The sequence below is a fragment of the Streptomyces sp. NBC_00557 genome, from assembly GCF_036345995.1.
Lineage (GTDB): Bacteria > Actinomycetota > Actinomycetes > Streptomycetales > Streptomycetaceae > Streptomyces.
On sequence record NZ_CP107796.1, the window covers coordinates 6,313,742 to 6,330,458 of the forward strand.

A 16,717-nucleotide genomic window follows, 5' to 3' on the forward strand; every position below is an offset into this window, starting at 1 on the left:
ACAGGCGCCCGCGCACCGACGGCGGCCTACAGCGGAGGCAGCGTCGGCAGTGTGCCCTCCGCGGTGAGGCCGGAGCCGTCGCGCCGTCCTGCGAGCCAGCCGACCAGATCCGCCGGAGTCCCGCTGATCACGACCTCCGGCTCGTCCGCCTCCCGCCCGGTCAGCCACGCGCGCGTGCCGTCCGTGATCCGCGTCGGCGCGACATCGGGGTGCCCGGTGAACCGCTGGGCGAGAAACCCGGTCTCCCGCTCCAGGAACTCCGCGGGAAGATCCTCCAGCTCGTAGCCGATGCCGAGGTCCACATGGTGCAGCTCCACCTCCACCCACCGCCGGAACGGCACCCGCGCCGCCGAGTCGGTGACCCCGTTGCGCAGCTCCACGGTGCGCGACCAGTCCGCCGGCGCGTCCCCCGCCGCCTGGAAGCGGGCCGCGCTCTCGCGCAGGTCGGCGAGCTGGACGTCGATCGGGCGCGGGGCGCCCCGCTCGATGTCGGCCTCCCGCGCCTCGCCGCTCGGGTACATGGGGCGCCCCTCGAGAACGTTCACGAGCGCGTCGGCGTTGCGGGCGAGATGGGCGAGGACGTGCCCGCGGGTCCAGCCGGGAAGCCGTGACGGCTCGGCGAGCGACGCGTTGTCCAGTTTGGCGACCGCGGTGAGGAGCCGTTCGGTCGCGTCACGTACACATGCCAGGTCATGAGCGTGATCAATCATGTGCCTGACATTAGCCCCGCCACACCTTCGGGTGAAGGTGGTGAAGCTCGTCCGTGAATCGAAAGTGCGTGCTATATCGTCGGAGGCGGCGTCGGGCATGCTGGATGGCCGGAGGTTGTTATGCAACCGGGCAATCCGACCGGCGTTGTCAGTGGCTCCCCCTAGTCTGAAGAAGCACGGGGGCCCCGCCCCTGTCACTTCTCTCAAGAAAGGTGCGGACCGGCGTGGCCGACCGTCTCATCGTCCGTGGCGCGCGCGAGCACAACCTGAAGAATGTCTCGCTCGACCTGCCCCGGGACTCGCTCATCGTCTTCACGGGCCTGTCGGGGTCGGGCAAGTCCTCCCTGGCCTTCGACACGATCTTCGCCGAGGGCCAGCGGCGCTACGTGGAGTCGCTCTCCTCGTACGCCCGGCAGTTCCTCGGCCAGATGGACAAGCCGGACGTCGACTTCATCGAAGGCCTGTCCCCGGCGGTCTCCATCGACCAGAAGTCGACCTCCCGCAACCCGCGCTCGACGGTCGGCACCATCACCGAGGTCTACGACTACCTGCGTCTGCTGTTCGCGCGCATCGGCAAGCCGCACTGCCCCGAGTGCGGCCGGCCGATCTCCCGCCAGTCGCCGCAGGCCATCGTCGACCGGGTCCTGGAGCTGCCGGAGGGGAGCCGCTTCCAGGTGCTGTCGCCGCTCGTGCGCGAGCGCAAGGGAGAGTTCGTCGACCTCTTCGCCGACCTGCAGACCAAGGGCTACTCCCGCGCGCGCGTCGACGGGGAGACCATCCAGCTCTCCAGCCCGCCCACGCTGAAGAAGCAGGAGAAGCACACCATCGAGGTGGTCGTCGACCGCCTCACCGTGAAGGACTCCGCCAAGCGCCGTCTGACCGACTCCGTCGAGACCGCCCTCGGCCTGTCCGGCGGCATGGTCGTGCTCGACTTCGTCGACCTCCCGGAGGACGACCCCGAGCGCGAGCGCATGTTCTCCGAGCACCTGTACTGCCCGTACGACGACCTGTCCTTCGAGGAGCTGGAGCCCCGCTCCTTCTCCTTCAACTCGCCCTTCGGCGCCTGCCCCGACTGCACCGGCATCGGCACGCGCATGGAGGTCGACCCCGAGCTGATCGTCCCGGATGAGGACAAGTCCCTGGACGAGGGCGCCATCCACCCCTGGTCGCACGGCCACACCAAGGACTACTTCGGCCGTCTGATCGGCGCCCTCGCGGACGCGCTCGGCTTCCGCACGGACATCCCGTTCGCGGGCCTGCCGCAGCGCGCGAAGAAGGCGCTGCTCTACGGCCACAAGACCCAGATCGAGGTCCGCTACCGCAACCGGTACGGCCGTGAGCGCGTGTACACCACGCCCTTCGAGGGCGCGGTGCCGTTCGTGAAGCGCCGGCACAGCGAGGCCGAGAGCGACGCCAGCCGCGAGCGCTTCGAGGGCTACATGCGCGAGGTGCCCTGCCCCTCCTGCGAGGGCACCCGGCTGAAGCCGATCGTGCTCGCGGTCACCATCATGGGGAAGTCGATCGCCGAGGTCTCCGCGATGTCGATCAGCGACTGCGCGGACTTCCTGAGGCAGCTGAAGCTGAGCGATCGCGACAAGAAGATCGCCGAGCGGGTGCTCAAGGAGGTCAACGAACGGCTGCGCTTCCTGGTCGACGTCGGCCTGGACTACCTCTCGCTGAACCGCGCGGCGGGCACCCTCTCCGGCGGCGAGGCCCAGCGGATCCGCCTGGCCACCCAGATCGGCTCCGGCCTCGTCGGCGTCCTGTACGTCCTGGACGAGCCGTCCATCGGCCTGCACCAGCGCGACAACCACCGGCTGATCGAGACCCTGGTCCGGCTGCGCGACATGGGCAACACGCTCATCGTCGTGGAGCACGACGAGGACACCATCAAGGTCGCCGACTGGGTCGTGGACATCGGCCCCGGCGCCGGCGAGCACGGCGGTAAGGTCGTGCACAGCGGCTCGCTGAAGGAGCTGCTCGCCAACACCGAGTCGCAGACCGGCGCGTATCTCTCGGGCCGCAAGGCGATCCCGGTGCCGGAGGTGCGCCGTCCGCGCGACCCGTCCCGCCAGCTCACCGTGCACGGCGCCCGGGAGAACAACCTCCAGGACATCGACGTGTCCTTCCCGCTGGGCGTCTTCACGGCCGTCACCGGCGTGTCCGGATCCGGCAAGTCCACGCTGGTCAACGACATCCTGTACACGCACCTCGCCCGCGAGCTGAACGGCGCGCGGAACGTGCCGGGCCGGCACACGCGCGTGGACGGCGACGACCTGGTCGACAAGGTCGTGCACGTCGACCAGTCGCCGATCGGCCGCACCCCGCGGTCCAACCCGGCGACGTACACCGGCGTCTTCGACCACATCCGCAAGCTGTTCGCCGAGACCACCGAGGCGAAGGTCCGCGGCTACCAGCCCGGCCGCTTCTCCTTCAACGTCAAGGGCGGCCGCTGCGAGAACTGCGCGGGCGACGGCACGATCAAGATCGAGATGAACTTCCTCCCGGACGTCTACGTCCCGTGCGAGGTCTGCCACGGCGCCCGGTACAACCGGGAGACCCTGGAGGTCCACTACAAGGGCAAGTCCATCGCCGACGTGCTGAACATGCCGATCGAGGAGGCCACCGACTTCTTCGAGGCCGTCCCGGCCATCTCCCGGCACCTGAGGACCCTGAAGGACGTCGGCCTCGGCTACGTCCGCCTCGGCCAGTCCGCCACCACCCTCTCCGGCGGCGAGGCCCAGCGCGTGAAGCTGGCCAGCGAACTGCAGAAGCGGTCCACCGGGCGCACCGTCTACGTCTTGGACGAGCCGACCACCGGCCTGCACTTCGAGGACATCAGCAAGCTGCTCAAGGTCCTCGGCGGCCTGGTCGACAAGGGCAACACGGTCATCGTCATCGAACACAACCTCGACGTGATCAAGACCGCCGACTGGATCGTCGACATGGGCCCGGAGGGCGGCGCAGGCGGTGGTCTCGTGGTCGCCGAGGGCACGCCCGAGGAGGTCGCCGGGGTCCCGGCCAGCCACACCGGCAAGTTCCTGCGCGAGATCCTCGGCGCCGACCGCATCAGCGACGCCGACACCGTGCCGGCGCAGCGTGCGGCCACGACCAGGAAGACGGTCGCGGCGAAGACGGCGGCCAAGAAATCGGTGACGGCCAAGGCCAACAACACGGCGACCAAGAAGGCCGCCGCAGCAACGAAGAAGGCGACGCCCGCGAAGAAGACGACGCGGGCCCGCAAGGCCTGACACATCACCAGAAAAACGGCGCCCCGCGGGAACTCCCCGCGGGGCGCCGCTCGTTCCACCATCAGCCACCCGGCTCCGAGGTCCGGCAGATCCCCGCACCACGGTTCCGGCCGCACTTTGACAACATCAGAGAGGGAAGCGGCTGACGAGAAGAGGGGTCGCTCACAGATCACCGAGCTCGGCCGCGTACGGCGGCTCGGCCCCCGCCCGCGAACAGGTGATCGCCGCCGCGCGTGCCGCGAAGCGCAGCAGCCGCGTCCAGCCCTCCGCCCCGAGGGCGGCGAGCGCTTCCTCCGACAGCGCGTCCAGGGCCGAAATCCCGTGCAGCAAGGCCGCGTTCACCGTGTCACCGGCGCCGATGGTGTCCACCACGGCGATCTTCTCACCCGGCACGGAGTACTCCGCGCCGTCCCGGGTGAACACGGTCAGACCATCCCCGCCCCGGGTCACCACGACGGCCGCCGGTCCCGCGGCCAGCCACTCGCGCGGGGTGCCGCCCAGCCACTCGGCGTCCTCCGCGGACAGCTTGAGCAGCGTCACCGAGGGCAGCCAGCTCTTGAAACGCGCCCGGTAGGCGTCCGCGTCCGGGATCAGTCCCGCCCGGATGTTGGGGTCGAGCGCGGTGAACAGCCCCTGTGCGGCCGCCGTGCGCATCAGCTCCTCATAGGCGCTCGCCCCCGGTTCCAGGACGAGCGAGCAGGTGCCGAAGGACACCGCGCGCGTGCCGGCGGGCAGCGCGGCCGGAGCGGTGAACAGACGGTCGGCGGTGCCGTCGACATAGAAGGAGTACGCGGCCGACCCACCGTCGTCGATCGTGGCCACCGCCAGAGTCGTCGGCTCCGCCCCGCGCTGCACGCGCGACACGTCGACCCCCGCCCGCCGCAGCCCGTCCAGCAGGGCCTCGCCGAAGGCGTCCCGCGAGGTCCGGGAGCAGAACGCGGTGCGCGAGCCGAGGCGGCCGAGGGCTACGGCGGTGTTGTAGGGGCCGCCGCCGAGCGCCGGCTTCAGGGCCGCGAGAGCACCGGAGCCCTGCGGTACCAGGTCGATCAGTGCCTCACCGGTGACGACGATCACGAGGTGGTTCCCTTCTCCGACAGCGTGGATGACGCGGTGTGCCCGGACTCCCGGGTCCCGCCCGGCTCCTCCGGGCACCCGCAGGACGTGCGATGGACGAACGTGCACGGCAGCCGCACTGTCCTGACCGGCCGGCGCGGGTCGTCCAGGCGGTCGAGCAGCACCCGCACGGCCTCGCCGCCCAGCTCCCTGCTGGGCTGGGCGACGGCGGTGAGCCGGGGCGAGAACAGGTCGGCCCAGGTGAAGTCGTCGAAGCAGCACAGGGCGATGTCGTCGGGGACGGACAAGCCGTGCCGGCGCAGGGCGCGCAGCGCGCCGATGGTCATCGCGTTGTTGGCGGTGACCAGGGCCGTGGGCGGATCGGGGAGGGCGAGCAGGGCGGCCGTGGCCTGCTCGGCACCGGCGGCCTCCGAGTTCCCGGACACGAGGAGCCGCTCGTCGAAGGCCAGGCCGGCGGCGGTGAGACCGTCCCGGTAGCCGGAGACGCGTTCCCCGGTGGTGCTGAGGCCGGGCAGGCCCGCGACGAGGCCGATCCGACGGTGCCCCAGCCCGGCGAGGTGGGTGACCAGACGCGCGGTGGGTCCGGCGCTCTCGGCGCAGACCTGGTCGTACCAGGGCCCATCCGGGGTGGCGGCGCCTCCCACGTCCGCGCCCTCCAGCACGTCCGCGCCGATCATCCGGTCCAGGAACACGGTCGGTACGGAGTGCCGCCGGAGGTAGCCGACCAGTTCACGCGGCCGCGCGGACGGGGCGACGATCACGCCGTCCACCCGGCGTTCATGCAGCAGCTGCACGACCTTGCGCTCGTGCTCGGGATCGTCGTGCGGGTCCGCGATGAGCAGGCTGTAGCCCGCATCCAGGGCGGCGGCCTCGACGCCTTGAAGGATCTCCGTGAAGTACGGGTTGCTTATCGCCGACACCGCGAGTCCGATGGACCGGGTGCGGGAGGTCACCAGGGAGCGGGCCAGCGTGTTGGGGGTGTAGCCCAGGGCGTCGATGGCGTCCAGCACGGCCTGGCGGGTGTGGGGCAGCACCGGGCGGGTGCCGTTCAGCACGTGGGAGACGGTCGCCACGGAGACCCCGGCGCTGCGCGCGACGTCGGCCATGGTGGGCATCGCGTCTCCCTTCTCCTCCGCCCGAGCGCGGTCCTTCCGCGCCGGGACGGTATCCCATCGACCAGCCTGACGTAAACGCTTGCGTAAGCGTTTACGTCACTCACCCACCCTCTGCGGGCCGGCCCGGCCGGTTCTGCGCTCGGGACGCACGGACCCGCTCCCTACCGCCGGACCCGCTCCGGCCGCCGGAATCTCCCCGCCGCCCGGACCTGCTCCCACCATCAACCTCGCCGCCACCCGAATCCGCTCCAACCGCCGGAACCTCCCCCGCCGCCCGGACCCGCACCCTCCGCCCGGCCCGCCCCGCCCCGCCCCGGGGCCGGCCCTTCTGCCCGGGTATCGTCGCCCTGCACATCCCTTGAGCAGTGGAGTCCCAGATGCCCGCCCGACCGTCCGCGAGCCGTCGCACCGTCCTTCGAGGGGCCGCCGCGGTCCCGGCCGCCGGGCTCGGTCTGGCCGCCTGCTCGGCGCCGGGCCGGGGTGGCTCGGACCCGGCGGCCACCCCGGCCGCGCCGGTCGACCTCGGCGCCGAGAGCGAGGTCTCGAAGGGCGGGGCCAAGCTCTACCGCGACCACAACGTGATCGTCAGCCGCGACGGGAACGGCACGCTGAAGGCGTACAGCACGATCTGCACCCACGCGGGGTGTCCCATCAACAAACTGCAGGGGACCACTCTGGTCTGCCCCTGCCACGGCAGCCAGTTCGACGCCGTGACGGGCAAGGTGGTCCAGTCACCGGCCACCGAGCCCCTGGCGGAACTGCCGGTGAAGACGGCGAACGGCAGGATCATCGCGGGCCCGGGCGCCTGACCGGACAGCCGAGCCGGACCGGCCCGGCAGCGATCCGGTTCAAGTGCCGCGCGGCGAGGGCGACTTCACTCCCAGTCCCACGCGATGCCGACGATGCCCGGACGGATCCGCGGCTCGACCACGTGGACGCAGTGGTGTGGGCCGGTGACCGGCAGGTCGTGGCGGCCGCTGCGGGGTGCCGCCGGCGAGTGCTGGGCGAAGCGGTGACAGCGGACCGGCAGCGCGGCCGCGTCGAACCGGACCTGGAGGGCGTACTGGCCGCCGGGGATGGCGAAGCGGTGCAGGTACTCCCGGGCGGGCCCGGCCGTGCCGTCCTCGATGCCGTACCGGAAGAGGAAGGTGTCACCGGCGCGCAGCCGGGTGCCGAAGAGCAGCTCCGCGACCAGCACGCCGGTGTCCTGGTCCCAGCGGATCCGTCCCGTGCGGCAGTTCTCCAGCGCCCGCACTCTGATGTCGGCCGGGCGGCAGCCGGGATCTCCGTGGTGCACGGCGACGAAGCGGTCGACGCCGTCGCGGTGGGCCCGCACGATGTGGTGGGCCTCGCGGGCCGCCAGCTCGCGCCGGGCGCCGATGCGGACGCATTCGTGGTGACCCAGGGTGTGCAGCCCGCCGTCCAGCGACCAGCCCAGCTCGGCGCGGAGCCGGTCCAGGGCGTTCGAGGCCTCGGTCAGCAGGCGGTAGGAGCGTCCTGCCGGCCTGCCGGCCGTCGGGCGCTGGTCGGCCTCGGTGAGCAGCCGGATCAGTGACTCGTCCGGCAGCTGGAGGATCTCCTCCAGGGCCCGCACGGCCCTGAGCGACTCCGGCCGCTGGGGGCGGCGAGCGCCCTGCTGCCAGTAACTCAGGCTGGTGACACCGACCTTCACCCCGTACCGGGACAGATGATGCTGGACGCGCTGCAGCGGCAGCCCGCGCGCGGCGATCGCGGCGCGCAGCGCCACATGGAAGGGGCCGCCCCGCAGGGCCGTGTCCAGTTCCGCGGTGGGGAGGTGCGCGTGCTCCGTGGCATGCCGCATACCGGGGCGCCTTTCTGTGAGGTGTCGCTGCGGCTGGTCAGACCGCTGCGCTGGTGCCGGGGCCACCTCTTGGGCGCTGTGGACGCCCGTGCCTGCGCACGCCACGCCGGTACGCGTGGATGCACGGCCCCGAGTTCCTCCGCATTGAAGCGTGTTGACCAGACCCCGACAACACCTGGAACCCGCCAGGCCCTCGGAGGGCGGCGGCGCCGCGGCCGGATCCCGCAGCCGTCGGCCCCTCGCGCACCCCGCCCGCGCCGCTCGACAGGACGGCCCGTGCGCGACGCCCACGCCGCGCCGGTGCGCGGCGCCGCACGGGCCGGCCCCCGTCCGCACCCTGACCATGTCGACAAGGAGACCTGAGCGTTTCGGCGACGATCCCCGGACGGCTAGAACCTCCTCGCCGCCCGCCGCCCGCCGCCCGCCGCCCGCCGCCCGCCGCCCGCCGCCCGCCGCCCCGGCAAGCCTCCGTGTCGCCCAAGCAGGCCCCTTCCCCGGCCGTTCGCCCGTGATCGGTACCGGAGCCGGACGTGCCGTCGCCGCACACCGGTGCCGGCCTGTGGACGGACGGGCGCGCGGGTGCGGGCGTTGTCCACAGGCCCGACGCGGTGTCGGTGCTCGCCAGTAGGGTGTGAGACATGGCCGACCCCTCCAGCTACCGCCCCAGGCCGGGTGAGATCCCGGACTCCCCGGGGGTGTACAGGTTCCGTGACGAGCACCGCCGGGTGATCTACGTCGGAAAGGCGAAAAGCCTGCGCCAGCGCCTGGCGAACTACTTCCAGGACCTGGCGAACCTGCACCCGCGGACCCGGACGATGGTGACCACCGCCGCGTCCGTGGAGTGGACCGTGGTGTCCACGGAGGTCGAGGCCCTCCAGCTGGAGTACTCGTGGATCAAGGAGTACGACCCCCGGTTCAACGTCAAGTACCGCGACGACAAGAGCTACCCGTACCTCGCGGTGACGATGAACGAGGAGTTCCCGCGCGTGCAGGTGATGCGCGGTCACAAGAAGAAAGGCGTCCGGTACTTCGGTCCGTACGCGCACGCGTGGGCCATCCGCGACACCGTCGACCTGCTGCTGCGCGTCTTCCCGGTGCGCACCTGCTCGACGGGCGTCTTCAAGAACGCCGCCCGCACCGGCCGGCCCTGCCTGCTCGGCTACATCGGCAAGTGCTCCGCGCCGTGCGTCGGCCGGATCGGGCCCGAGGACCACAGGGAGCTGGCCGAGGAGTTCTGCGACTTCATGGCCGGCCGCACCGGCACCTACCTCCGCCGTCTGGAGAAGCAGATGATGGAGGCGGCCGAGGAGATGGAGTACGAGCGGGCGGCCCGGCTGCGCGACGACATCGAGGCCCTGAAGAAGGCCATGGAGAAGAACGCCGTCGTGCTCGCCGACGCGACGGACGCCGACCTCGTCGCGGTCGCCGAGGACGAGCTGGAGGCGGCGGTGCAGATCTTCCACGTGCGCGGCGGCCGGGTGCGCGGCCAGCGCGGCTGGGTGACCGACAAAGTGGAGGAGATCACCACCGGCGCCCTGGTCGAGCACGCCCTCCAGCAGCTCTACGGCGAGGAGACCGGGGACGCCGTCCCCAAGGAGGTCCTGGTCCCGGCACTGCCGGAGCCGGTCGAGCCGGTCCAGGAGTGGCTGACCGGCCGCCGCGGGTCCAACGTCTCGCTGCGCATCCCGCAGCGCGGCGACAAGAAGGCGCTCATGGAGACCGTGCAGCGCAACGCCCAGCAGGCCCTCGCCCTGCACAAGACCAAGCGCGCCTCCGACCTGACCACGCGCTCGCGTGCCCTGGAGGAGATCGCCGAGGCCCTCGACCTGGACAGCGCCCCGCTGCGGATCGAGTGCTACGACATCTCGCATCTCCAGGGGGACGACGTGGTCGCCTCCATGGTCGTCTTCGAGGACGGCCTGCAGCGCAAGAGCGAGTACCGGCGCTTCCAGATCAAGGGCTTCGCGGGCCAGGACGACGTCCGCTCCATGCACGAGGTGATCACCCGCCGCTTCAAGCGGTACCTCGCGGAGAAGGAGCGCACGGGGGAGTGGACGGAGGACTCCGAGGACGTCCTCGGAGACGGTGACGGCGCTCTGACCGGCCCGGACGCGGCCGTCAACAGCCTCAAGGACGACGACGGCCGCCCCAGGAAGTTCGCGTACCCGCCGCAGCTGGTCGTGGTCGACGGCGGCCGGCCGCAGGTCGCCGCGGCCCGGCGCGCACTGGACGAGCTGGGCATCGACGACATCGCCGTCTGCGGCCTCGCCAAGCGCCTGGAGGAGGTCTGGCTGCCGGGCGACGACGACCCGGTGGTGCTGCCCCGCACCAGCGAGGGTCTGTATCTGCTCCAGCGGGTACGGGACGAGGCCCACCGGTTCGCGATCACCTACCAGCGCACCAAACGCGCCAAGCGGTTCCGGGCCGGCCCCCTGGACGAGGTCCCCGGCCTCGGCGATACCCGCAAACAGGCGCTCATCAAGCATTTCGGCTCGGTGAAGAAGCTGCGGTCCGCCACAATCGAGCAGATCCAGGAGGTGCCGGGCATAGGCCGGAAGACGGCCGAGACCGTCGCCGCGGCCCTCGCCCAGGCGGCTCCGGCCGCACCCGCCGTCAACACGGCGACTGGAGAGATCATTGAGGACGAGGAACCCGATACGACGGCGGGTGCCTCGCGGGAGCCCGTAACCGCGGGCCTCCCGGACGAACGACGGGGGCAGGAGACATGACCGAGCACGATGCACAGCCCACAGCGGACCGAGATCCCGCTCACAGGGAGGCAGGGCAGGATCAGCCGCGAACCGCGGCCGGTCAGCAGCCCGCGGTCCAGGACGACGGAGCACAGGTGAGCACGGACGGTACACCGGCTGCAGGCCCCGACGCGGCCATCCCCGAGCTGGTGATCATCTCCGGCATGTCCGGAGCGGGACGGTCGACGGCGGCGAAGTGTCTGGAGGACCTCGGCTGGTTCGTCGTGGACAACCTCCCGCCCGCCCTCATCCCCACGATGGTGGAGCTGGGCGCCCGCTCGCAGGGCAACGTGGCGCGGATCGCGGTCGTCGTCGACGTACGCGGCCGGCGCTTCTTCGACAATCTGCGCGAGTCCCTCGCCGACCTCGACACCCGCGGCGTGACCCGGAGGATCGTCTTCCTGGAGTCCTCCGACGAGGCCCTGGTGCGCCGCTTCGAGTCGGTGCGCCGCCCGCACCCGCTGCAGGGCGACGGCCGGATCGTCGACGGCATCGCCGCCGAGCGCGAGCTGCTGCGCGAGCTGCGCGGCGACGCCGACCTGGTGATCGACACCTCCAGCCTCAACGTGCACGAGCTGCGCGCCAAGATGGACGCCCAGTTCGCCGGGGAGGAGGAGCCCGAGCTGCGGGCCACCGTGATGTCCTTCGGCTTCAAGTACGGTCTGCCGGTCGACGCCGATCTGGTGGCGGACATGCGGTTCCTGCCCAACCCGCACTGGGTCCCGGAGCTGCGCCCGTTCACCGGCCTCAACGAGGAGGTCGCCGCCTACGTCTTCAACCAGCCGGGCGCCAAGGAGTTCCTCGACCGGTACGCCGAGCTGCTGCGGCTCATCGCGGCCGGCTACCGGCGCGAGGGCAAGCGGTACGTGACCATCGCCATCGGCTGTACGGGCGGCAAGCACCGCTCGGTCGCGGTGTCGGAGAAGCTCGCCGCGCGGCTCGCGGCCGAGGGCGTGGAGACGGTGGTCGTGCACCGGGACATGGGACGGGAATGACGGAACGTACACGGCGGCTGGGCAGGCTGCGCCGGATGGTGCCCGAGGGCCGTTCGAGCCGTGCCGCGGCCGACGCCCGGGCGGCGGCGGCCCGGCCTGCCGAGGCCCGCGGTGGGCGGCCCCGCCGCCGGGGCGCGCAGCCCAAGGTGGTCGCACTCGGCGGCGGCATGGGCCTGTCCGCCTCGCTCGCCGCGCTGCGCCGGATCACCGGCGACCTCACGGCCGTGGTCACCGTGGCCGACGACGGCGGCTCCAGCGGCCGGCTGCGCGACGAGCTGGGCGTGCTGCCGCCCGGTGACCTGCGCAAGGCGCTGGCCGCGCTGTGCGGCGACGACGAGTGGGGGCAGACCTGGGCCCGGGTCATCCAGCACCGCTTCCAGTCCCAGGGCGATCTGCACGAGCACGCGGTCGGCAATCTGCTGATCGTCGCCCTGTGGGAGCAGCTCGGCGACCATGTGCAGGCTCTGGACCTGGTGGGCAAGCTGCTCGGCGCGCACGGCCGGGTGCTGCCGATGTCCGCCGTGCCGCTGGAGCTGCAGGCCCTGGTCAAGGGGCACGACCCGGACCGCCCGGACGACGTGGACACGGTGCGCGGACAGGCGAACGTCGCCCTCACCCCGGGCGAGGTCCAGTCGGTGCACCTGGTGCCCAACGACCCGCCGGCCGTGCCGGAGGCCGTGGCGGCGGTGCTGGACGCGGACTGGGTGGTGCTCGGCCCCGGTTCCTGGTTCTCCTCGGTGATCCCGCACCTGCTCGTCCCCGAGCTGCTGGACGCCCTCACCGAGACCAAGGCACGCAAGGTGCTGTCCCTGAACCTCGCCCCGCAGCCGGGAGAAACCGAGGGCTTCTCCCCGCAGCGTCATTTGGAGGTTTTGGGGCGACACGCCCCTAAACTCGCCCTGGACGTGGTGCTGGCCGACGAGGCCGCCGTGCCCGACCGCGACTCGCTCACCGAGGCTGCCAAGCGGCTGGGGGCCGCGATCGAGCTGGCGCCGGTGGCCCGGACCGACGGAAGCCCCCGGCATGATCCGGAGCTGTTGGCCGCCGCGTACGACCGTATTTTTCGGATGCATGGAAGGATCGGCCCATGGCGATGACGGCAGCGGTGAAGGACGAGATCTCCCGGCTCCCCGTCACCCGGACCTGCTGCAGGAAGGCGGAGGTCTCCGCCATTCTGCGGTTCGCCGGCGGCCTCCACCTGGTGAGCGGGCGCATCGTGATCGAGGCGGAGCTGGACACCGCGATGGCGGCCCGGCGCCTCAAGCGGGACATCCTGGAGATCTTCGGCCACGGCTCCGAGCTGATCGTGATGGCGCCCGGCGGGCTGCGCCGCGGCTCGCGCTACGTCGTCCGGGTCGTCGCCGGCGGGGACCAGCTGGCCCGCCAGACGGGGCTCGTGGACGGCCGGGGCCGTCCCATCCGCGGTCTGCCCCCGCAGGTGGTCTCGGGAGCCACGTGCGACGCGGAGGCGGCCTGGCGCGGGGCTTTCCTGGCGCACGGTTCGCTGACCGAGCCCGGCCGGTCCTCCTCCCTGGAAGTGACCTGCCCGGGGCCCGAGGCCGCGCTGGCGCTGGTCGGCGCCGCCCGCCGGCTGTCCATCGCCGCGAAGGCGCGTGAGGTGCGCGGCGTGGACCGGGTGGTCGTCCGTGACGGTGACGCGATCGGCGCGCTGCTGACCCGGCTGGGCGCGCACGAGTCCGTGCTGGCCTGGGAGGAGCGCCGGATGCGCCGCGAGGTGCGGGCCACGGCCAACCGGCTCGCCAACTTCGACGACGCCAACCTGCGCCGCTCGGCCCGGGCCGCCGTGGCCGCCGGAGCCCGGGTGCAGCGGGCGCTGGAGATCCTGGGTGACGAGGTCCCCGAGCACCTCGCCGCGGCCGGACGCCTGCGTATGGAGCACAAGCAGGCCTCCCTGGAGGAGCTGGGCGCGCTCGCCGACCCGCCGCTGACCAAGGACGCGGTGGCGGGCCGTATCCGCCGGCTGCTCGCCATGGCCGACAAGCGCGCCGCCGACCTGGGCATCCCGGGCACGGAGGCCAACCTCACCGAGGAGCTGGCGGATAACCTGGCGGGCTGACCGCCGCATGCCAACAGGCCGGTGCCGAGGCCCAGTCGGGCCGGGGCGCCGGCCTTCGCGCATCTGATGCCCCGTCATATGCGCGGGTCGCAGCCTCTGCTCACCGGCACCGTCTTCCCCTGGCGCATCACCGGCACCTCCGGCCTCGGCGCCCGTGCAGGTGTGGTCGGCGGCCGATCGGGCACCTCTGTCCGAGGACGGCGTTCCACGCGTTCCGGGAGGTGAGGGCCGCCACGTTGACAGATCATGCTCGCCTTGTTCCGACAGGTGAGCGCGGCCCCTCTCAACGGTGCGCGGAAAGGGCGTTGATCAAGTGAGCCGACCCGCTCACGAACGAGTGAACAGACCGTCAAAACCGCTCGGCATTCCGTAACAAATACGAGTGAAACCACCGTCGATCCGGCACGGTCCGTACCCCTACCGACGGGTACGGAATGCCTGCCCGTGTATGGGCCATCTCGATGTCACCCCGGGGCCATCGGAGAGGTAGGGTCGGTGGTGGTCGGGGACATCCCAAACAGAGCTCGCCGGCACCGCATGGCCGGCGTACCAACGAGGAGATCGGTTCGTGACGATCCGCGTAGGCATCAACGGCTTCGGCCGCATCGGGCGTAACTACTTCCGCGCCCTGCTGGAGCAGGGGGCGGACATCGAGGTTGTGGCTGTCAACGACCTGGGTGACACCGCGACCACCGCTCACCTGCTCAAGTACGACACGATCCTGGGTCGCCTCAAGCAGGAGGTCTCCCACACCGCCGACACGATCACCGTGGACGGCCACACCATCAAGGTGCTCTCCGAGCGCAACCCGGCCGACATCCCGTGGGGCGAGCTGGGCGTCGACATCGTCATCGAGTCGACCGGCATCTTCACCAAGAAGGAAGACGCCGCGAAGCACATCGCCGGCGGCGCCAAGAAGGTCCTCATCTCGGCTCCGGCCAAGGACGAGGACATCACCATCGTCATGGGCGTCAACCAGGACAAGTACGACCCGGCGAACCACCACGTCATCTCCAACGCCTCCTGCACCACCAACTGCGTGGCGCCGATGGCGAAGGTCCTCGACGAGAACTTCGGCATCGTCAAGGGCCTGATGACGACGGTGCACGCGTACACGAACGACCAGCGCATCCTGGACTTCCCGCACAAGGACCTGCGCCGCGCCCGTGCCGCCGCCGAGAACATCATCCCGACCACGACGGGCGCCGCGAAGGCCACCGCCCTGGTGCTGCCGCAGCTCAAGGGCAAGCTCGACGGCATCGCCATGCGCGTCCCGGTCCCGACCGGCTCGGTCACCGACCTGGTCGTCGAGCTCGGCCGCGAGGTCACCAAGGAAGAGGTCAACGCCGCCTTCCAGAAGGCCGCCGAGGGCGAGCTGAAGGGCCTCCTGGACTACACGGAGGACCCGATCGTCTCCTCCGACATCGTCAACGCCCCGGCGTCCTGCACCTTCGACTCCTCCCTGACCATGGTCCAGGAGGGCAAGAACGTGAAGGTCATCGGCTGGTACGACAACGAGTGGGGCTACTCCAACCGCCTCGTGGACCTCACGGTCTTCGTCGGCAACCAGCTCTGATCGCCGAAGCGGGACCTTGAAGTGAGAGCAGGGCTCGGGCAGCGCAGCGCCGCGCTGTCCGGGCCCTGTCTCGCGCCCGGACCACGTCCTCTTACGATCAGGTGCACCACGAGCCCTCCTTTGGAGTCCACTCAATGAAGACGATCGACGAACTTCTCGCCGACGGCGTGAGCGGCAAGCGGGTATTCGTCCGCGCCGACCTCAACGTGCCGCTGGCCGACGGGACGATCACCGACGACGGCCGCATCCGCGCCGTCCTGCCCACCGTCAAGGCCCTCGCGGACGCGGGCGCCAAGGTGGTCGTCGCCTCGCACCTGGGCCGCCCCAAGGGCGCCCCGGACCCCGCCTTCTCCCTCGCTCCGGCCGCCTCCCGCCTGGGTGAACTCCTCGGCTCCGCCGTGGCCTTCGCGACCGACACCGTCGGCTCCTCCGCCCGGGACACGGTCGAGGGCCTCGCCGACGGCCAGGTCGCCGTCCTGGAGAACCTGCGCTTCAACCCCGGCGAGACCGCCAAGGACGACGCCGAGCGCGCCGGGTTCGCCGAGCAGCTCGCTGCCCTCGCCGACGTCTACGTCGGCGACGGATTCGGCGCCGTGCACCGCAAGCACGCCTCCGTCTACGACCTGCCGAAGAGGCTGTCGCACTACGCCGGCCACCTCATCGCCACCGAGGTCGGCGTCCTGAAGAAGCTCACCGAGGACGTCCGCCGCCCGTACGTCGTCGCGCTCGGCGGCGCCAAGGTCTCCGACAAGCTCGCCGTCATCGACCAGCTGCTCGGCAAGGCCGACCGGCTGCTCATCGGCGGCGGCATGGCCTACACCTTCCTCAAGGCCAAGGGCTACGAGGTCGGCATCTCCCTCCTGCAGGAGGACCAGGTGCCCGCCGTCAAGGAGTACATGGAGCGTGCCGAGAAGCAGGGCGTGGAACTGCTGCTTCCGGTGGACGTCGTGGTCTCCCGGACGTTCCCGGACCTGAAGACCAAGGCGCCGACCGAGCACACCACAGTCGACGCGGACAAGATCCCCGCCGACCAGGAGGGCCTGGACATCGGCCCGAAGACCCGGGAGCTGTACGCCTCGAAGCTCGCCGACGCCGAGACCGTGTTCTGGAACGGTCCGATGGGCGTCTTCGAGCACCCCGACTACGCCGAGGGCACCAAGGCGGTCGCCCAGGCCCTCGTCGACGCGAAGGGCTTCACCGTCGTCGGCGGCGGTGACTCCGCCGCCGCCGTGCGTACGCTCGGCTTCGACGAGAACGCATTCGGCCACATCTCGACCGGTGGCGGCGCCTCCCTCGAATACCTCGAGGGCAAGACGCTCCCCGGCCTCGCCGCACTGGAGGACTGAC

At 71.4% G+C, this 16,717-nt stretch carries 12 protein-coding genes; 8 read left to right on the forward strand and 4 right to left on the reverse strand.

Annotated elements, in window-relative coordinates:
• Positions 1 to 26 precede the first annotated feature (26 nt).
• A complete protein-coding gene (locus OG956_RS27700; RefSeq protein WP_330340719.1) occupies positions 27 to 710 on the reverse strand; it encodes a maleylpyruvate isomerase family mycothiol-dependent enzyme in 684 nt (227 codons plus the stop codon).
• A 224-nt stretch (positions 711 to 934) separates the two neighbouring features.
• On the opposite strand from OG956_RS27700, the gene uvrA reads away from it, so the two are divergent.
• Positions 935 to 3,961, forward strand: a complete 3,027-nt coding sequence (gene uvrA, locus OG956_RS27705) for an excinuclease ABC subunit UvrA (protein WP_330340720.1) — start codon at positions 935 to 937, stop codon at positions 3,959 to 3,961.
• Between the two features lie 162 nt (positions 3,962 to 4,123).
• Here the strand turns inward: uvrA and OG956_RS27710 are convergent, their stop codons facing one another.
• Together OG956_RS27710 and OG956_RS27715 are read right to left on the reverse strand one after the other, a co-directional pair.
• Positions 4,124 to 5,035 carry a carbohydrate kinase family protein gene (locus OG956_RS27710; RefSeq protein WP_330340721.1) on the reverse strand — a complete coding sequence of 304 codons (912 nt, stop codon included), beginning with the start codon at positions 5,033 to 5,035 and terminating at the stop codon, positions 4,124 to 4,126.
• Positions 5,032 to 6,150: a LacI family DNA-binding transcriptional regulator gene (locus tag OG956_RS27715; RefSeq protein ID WP_330340722.1), complete on the reverse strand. Its 1,119-nt coding sequence runs from the start codon at positions 6,148 to 6,150 to the stop codon at positions 5,032 to 5,034. The genes OG956_RS27710 and OG956_RS27715 overlap by 4 nt, the downstream gene beginning before the upstream one ends.
• Before the next feature lie 377 nt (positions 6,151 to 6,527).
• Between OG956_RS27715 and OG956_RS27720 the strand changes: the two genes are divergently transcribed.
• Entirely contained in the window at positions 6,528 to 6,959 is a 432-nt protein-coding gene (locus OG956_RS27720) for a Rieske (2Fe-2S) protein (RefSeq protein WP_330340723.1), read from the forward strand.
• A 65-nt stretch (positions 6,960 to 7,024) separates the two neighbouring features.
• Here the strand turns inward: OG956_RS27720 and OG956_RS27725 are convergent, their stop codons facing one another.
• Positions 7,025 to 7,972: a hypothetical protein gene (locus OG956_RS27725; protein WP_330340724.1), complete on the reverse strand. Its 948-nt coding sequence runs from the start codon at positions 7,970 to 7,972 to the stop codon at positions 7,025 to 7,027.
• A gap of 638 nt (positions 7,973 to 8,610) precedes the next feature.
• On the opposite strand from OG956_RS27725, the gene uvrC reads away from it, so the two are divergent.
• The 6 genes from uvrC to OG956_RS27755 all read left to right on the forward strand — a co-directional run bounded on the left by uvrC (position 8,611) and on the right by OG956_RS27755 (position 16,716).
• Positions 8,611 to 10,701 carry an excinuclease ABC subunit UvrC gene (gene uvrC, locus OG956_RS27730; RefSeq protein ID WP_330340725.1) on the forward strand — a complete coding sequence of 697 codons (2,091 nt, stop codon included), beginning with the start codon at positions 8,611 to 8,613 and terminating at the stop codon, positions 10,699 to 10,701.
• Positions 10,698 to 11,717 (forward strand): RNase adapter RapZ, encoded by a 1,020-nt coding sequence (gene rapZ / locus OG956_RS27735; protein WP_330340726.1) that lies wholly within the window; start codon positions 10,698 to 10,700, stop codon positions 11,715 to 11,717. Before uvrC ends, rapZ begins: the two co-directional genes overlap by 4 nt.
• Positions 11,714 to 12,814 carry a gluconeogenesis factor YvcK family protein gene (locus tag OG956_RS27740; RefSeq protein WP_330340727.1) on the forward strand — a complete coding sequence of 367 codons (1,101 nt, stop codon included), beginning with the start codon at positions 11,714 to 11,716 and terminating at the stop codon, positions 12,812 to 12,814. Before rapZ ends, OG956_RS27740 begins: the two co-directional genes overlap by 4 nt.
• Positions 12,805 to 13,794 (forward strand): DNA-binding protein WhiA, encoded by a 990-nt coding sequence (whiA, locus tag OG956_RS27745; protein WP_330340728.1) that lies wholly within the window; start codon positions 12,805 to 12,807, stop codon positions 13,792 to 13,794. The genes OG956_RS27740 and whiA overlap by 10 nt, the downstream gene beginning before the upstream one ends.
• 568 nt (positions 13,795 to 14,362) lie before the next feature.
• Positions 14,363 to 15,370: a type I glyceraldehyde-3-phosphate dehydrogenase gene (gene gap, locus OG956_RS27750; protein ID WP_069781521.1), complete on the forward strand. Its 1,008-nt coding sequence runs from the start codon at positions 14,363 to 14,365 to the stop codon at positions 15,368 to 15,370.
• A gap of 134 nt (positions 15,371 to 15,504) precedes the next feature.
• On the forward strand, positions 15,505 to 16,716 hold the full coding sequence (locus tag OG956_RS27755; RefSeq protein ID WP_330340729.1) for a phosphoglycerate kinase: 1,212 nt from the start codon (positions 15,505 to 15,507) through the stop codon (positions 16,714 to 16,716).
• The last annotated feature ends 1 nt before the right edge of the window (position 16,717 follow it).

What these genes read in the sequence shown, in the direction of transcription:
- uvrC (WP_330340725.1), top strand. Translation starts at nt 8,611, where the DNA reads ATGGCCGACCCCTCCAGCTACCGCCCCAGGCCGGGTGAGATCCCGGAC.
- OG956_RS27715 (WP_330340722.1), bottom strand. Translation starts at nt 6,150, where the DNA reads ATGCCCACCATGGCCGACGTCGCGCGCAGCGCCGGGGTCTCCGTGGCG.
- OG956_RS27725 (WP_330340724.1), bottom strand. Translation starts at nt 7,972, where the DNA reads ATGCGGCATGCCACGGAGCACGCGCACCTCCCCACCGCGGAACTGGAC.
- OG956_RS27755 (WP_330340729.1), top strand. Translation starts at nt 15,505, where the DNA reads ATGAAGACGATCGACGAACTTCTCGCCGACGGCGTGAGCGGCAAGCGG.
- rapZ (WP_330340726.1), top strand. Translation starts at nt 10,698, where the DNA reads ATGACCGAGCACGATGCACAGCCCACAGCGGACCGAGATCCCGCTCAC.
- OG956_RS27720 (WP_330340723.1), top strand. Translation starts at nt 6,528, where the DNA reads ATGCCCGCCCGACCGTCCGCGAGCCGTCGCACCGTCCTTCGAGGGGCC.
- whiA (WP_330340728.1), top strand. Translation starts at nt 12,805, where the DNA reads ATGGCGATGACGGCAGCGGTGAAGGACGAGATCTCCCGGCTCCCCGTC.
- OG956_RS27740 (WP_330340727.1), top strand. Translation starts at nt 11,714, where the DNA reads ATGACGGAACGTACACGGCGGCTGGGCAGGCTGCGCCGGATGGTGCCC.
- OG956_RS27700 (WP_330340719.1), bottom strand. Translation starts at nt 710, where the DNA reads ATGATTGATCACGCTCATGACCTGGCATGTGTACGTGACGCGACCGAA.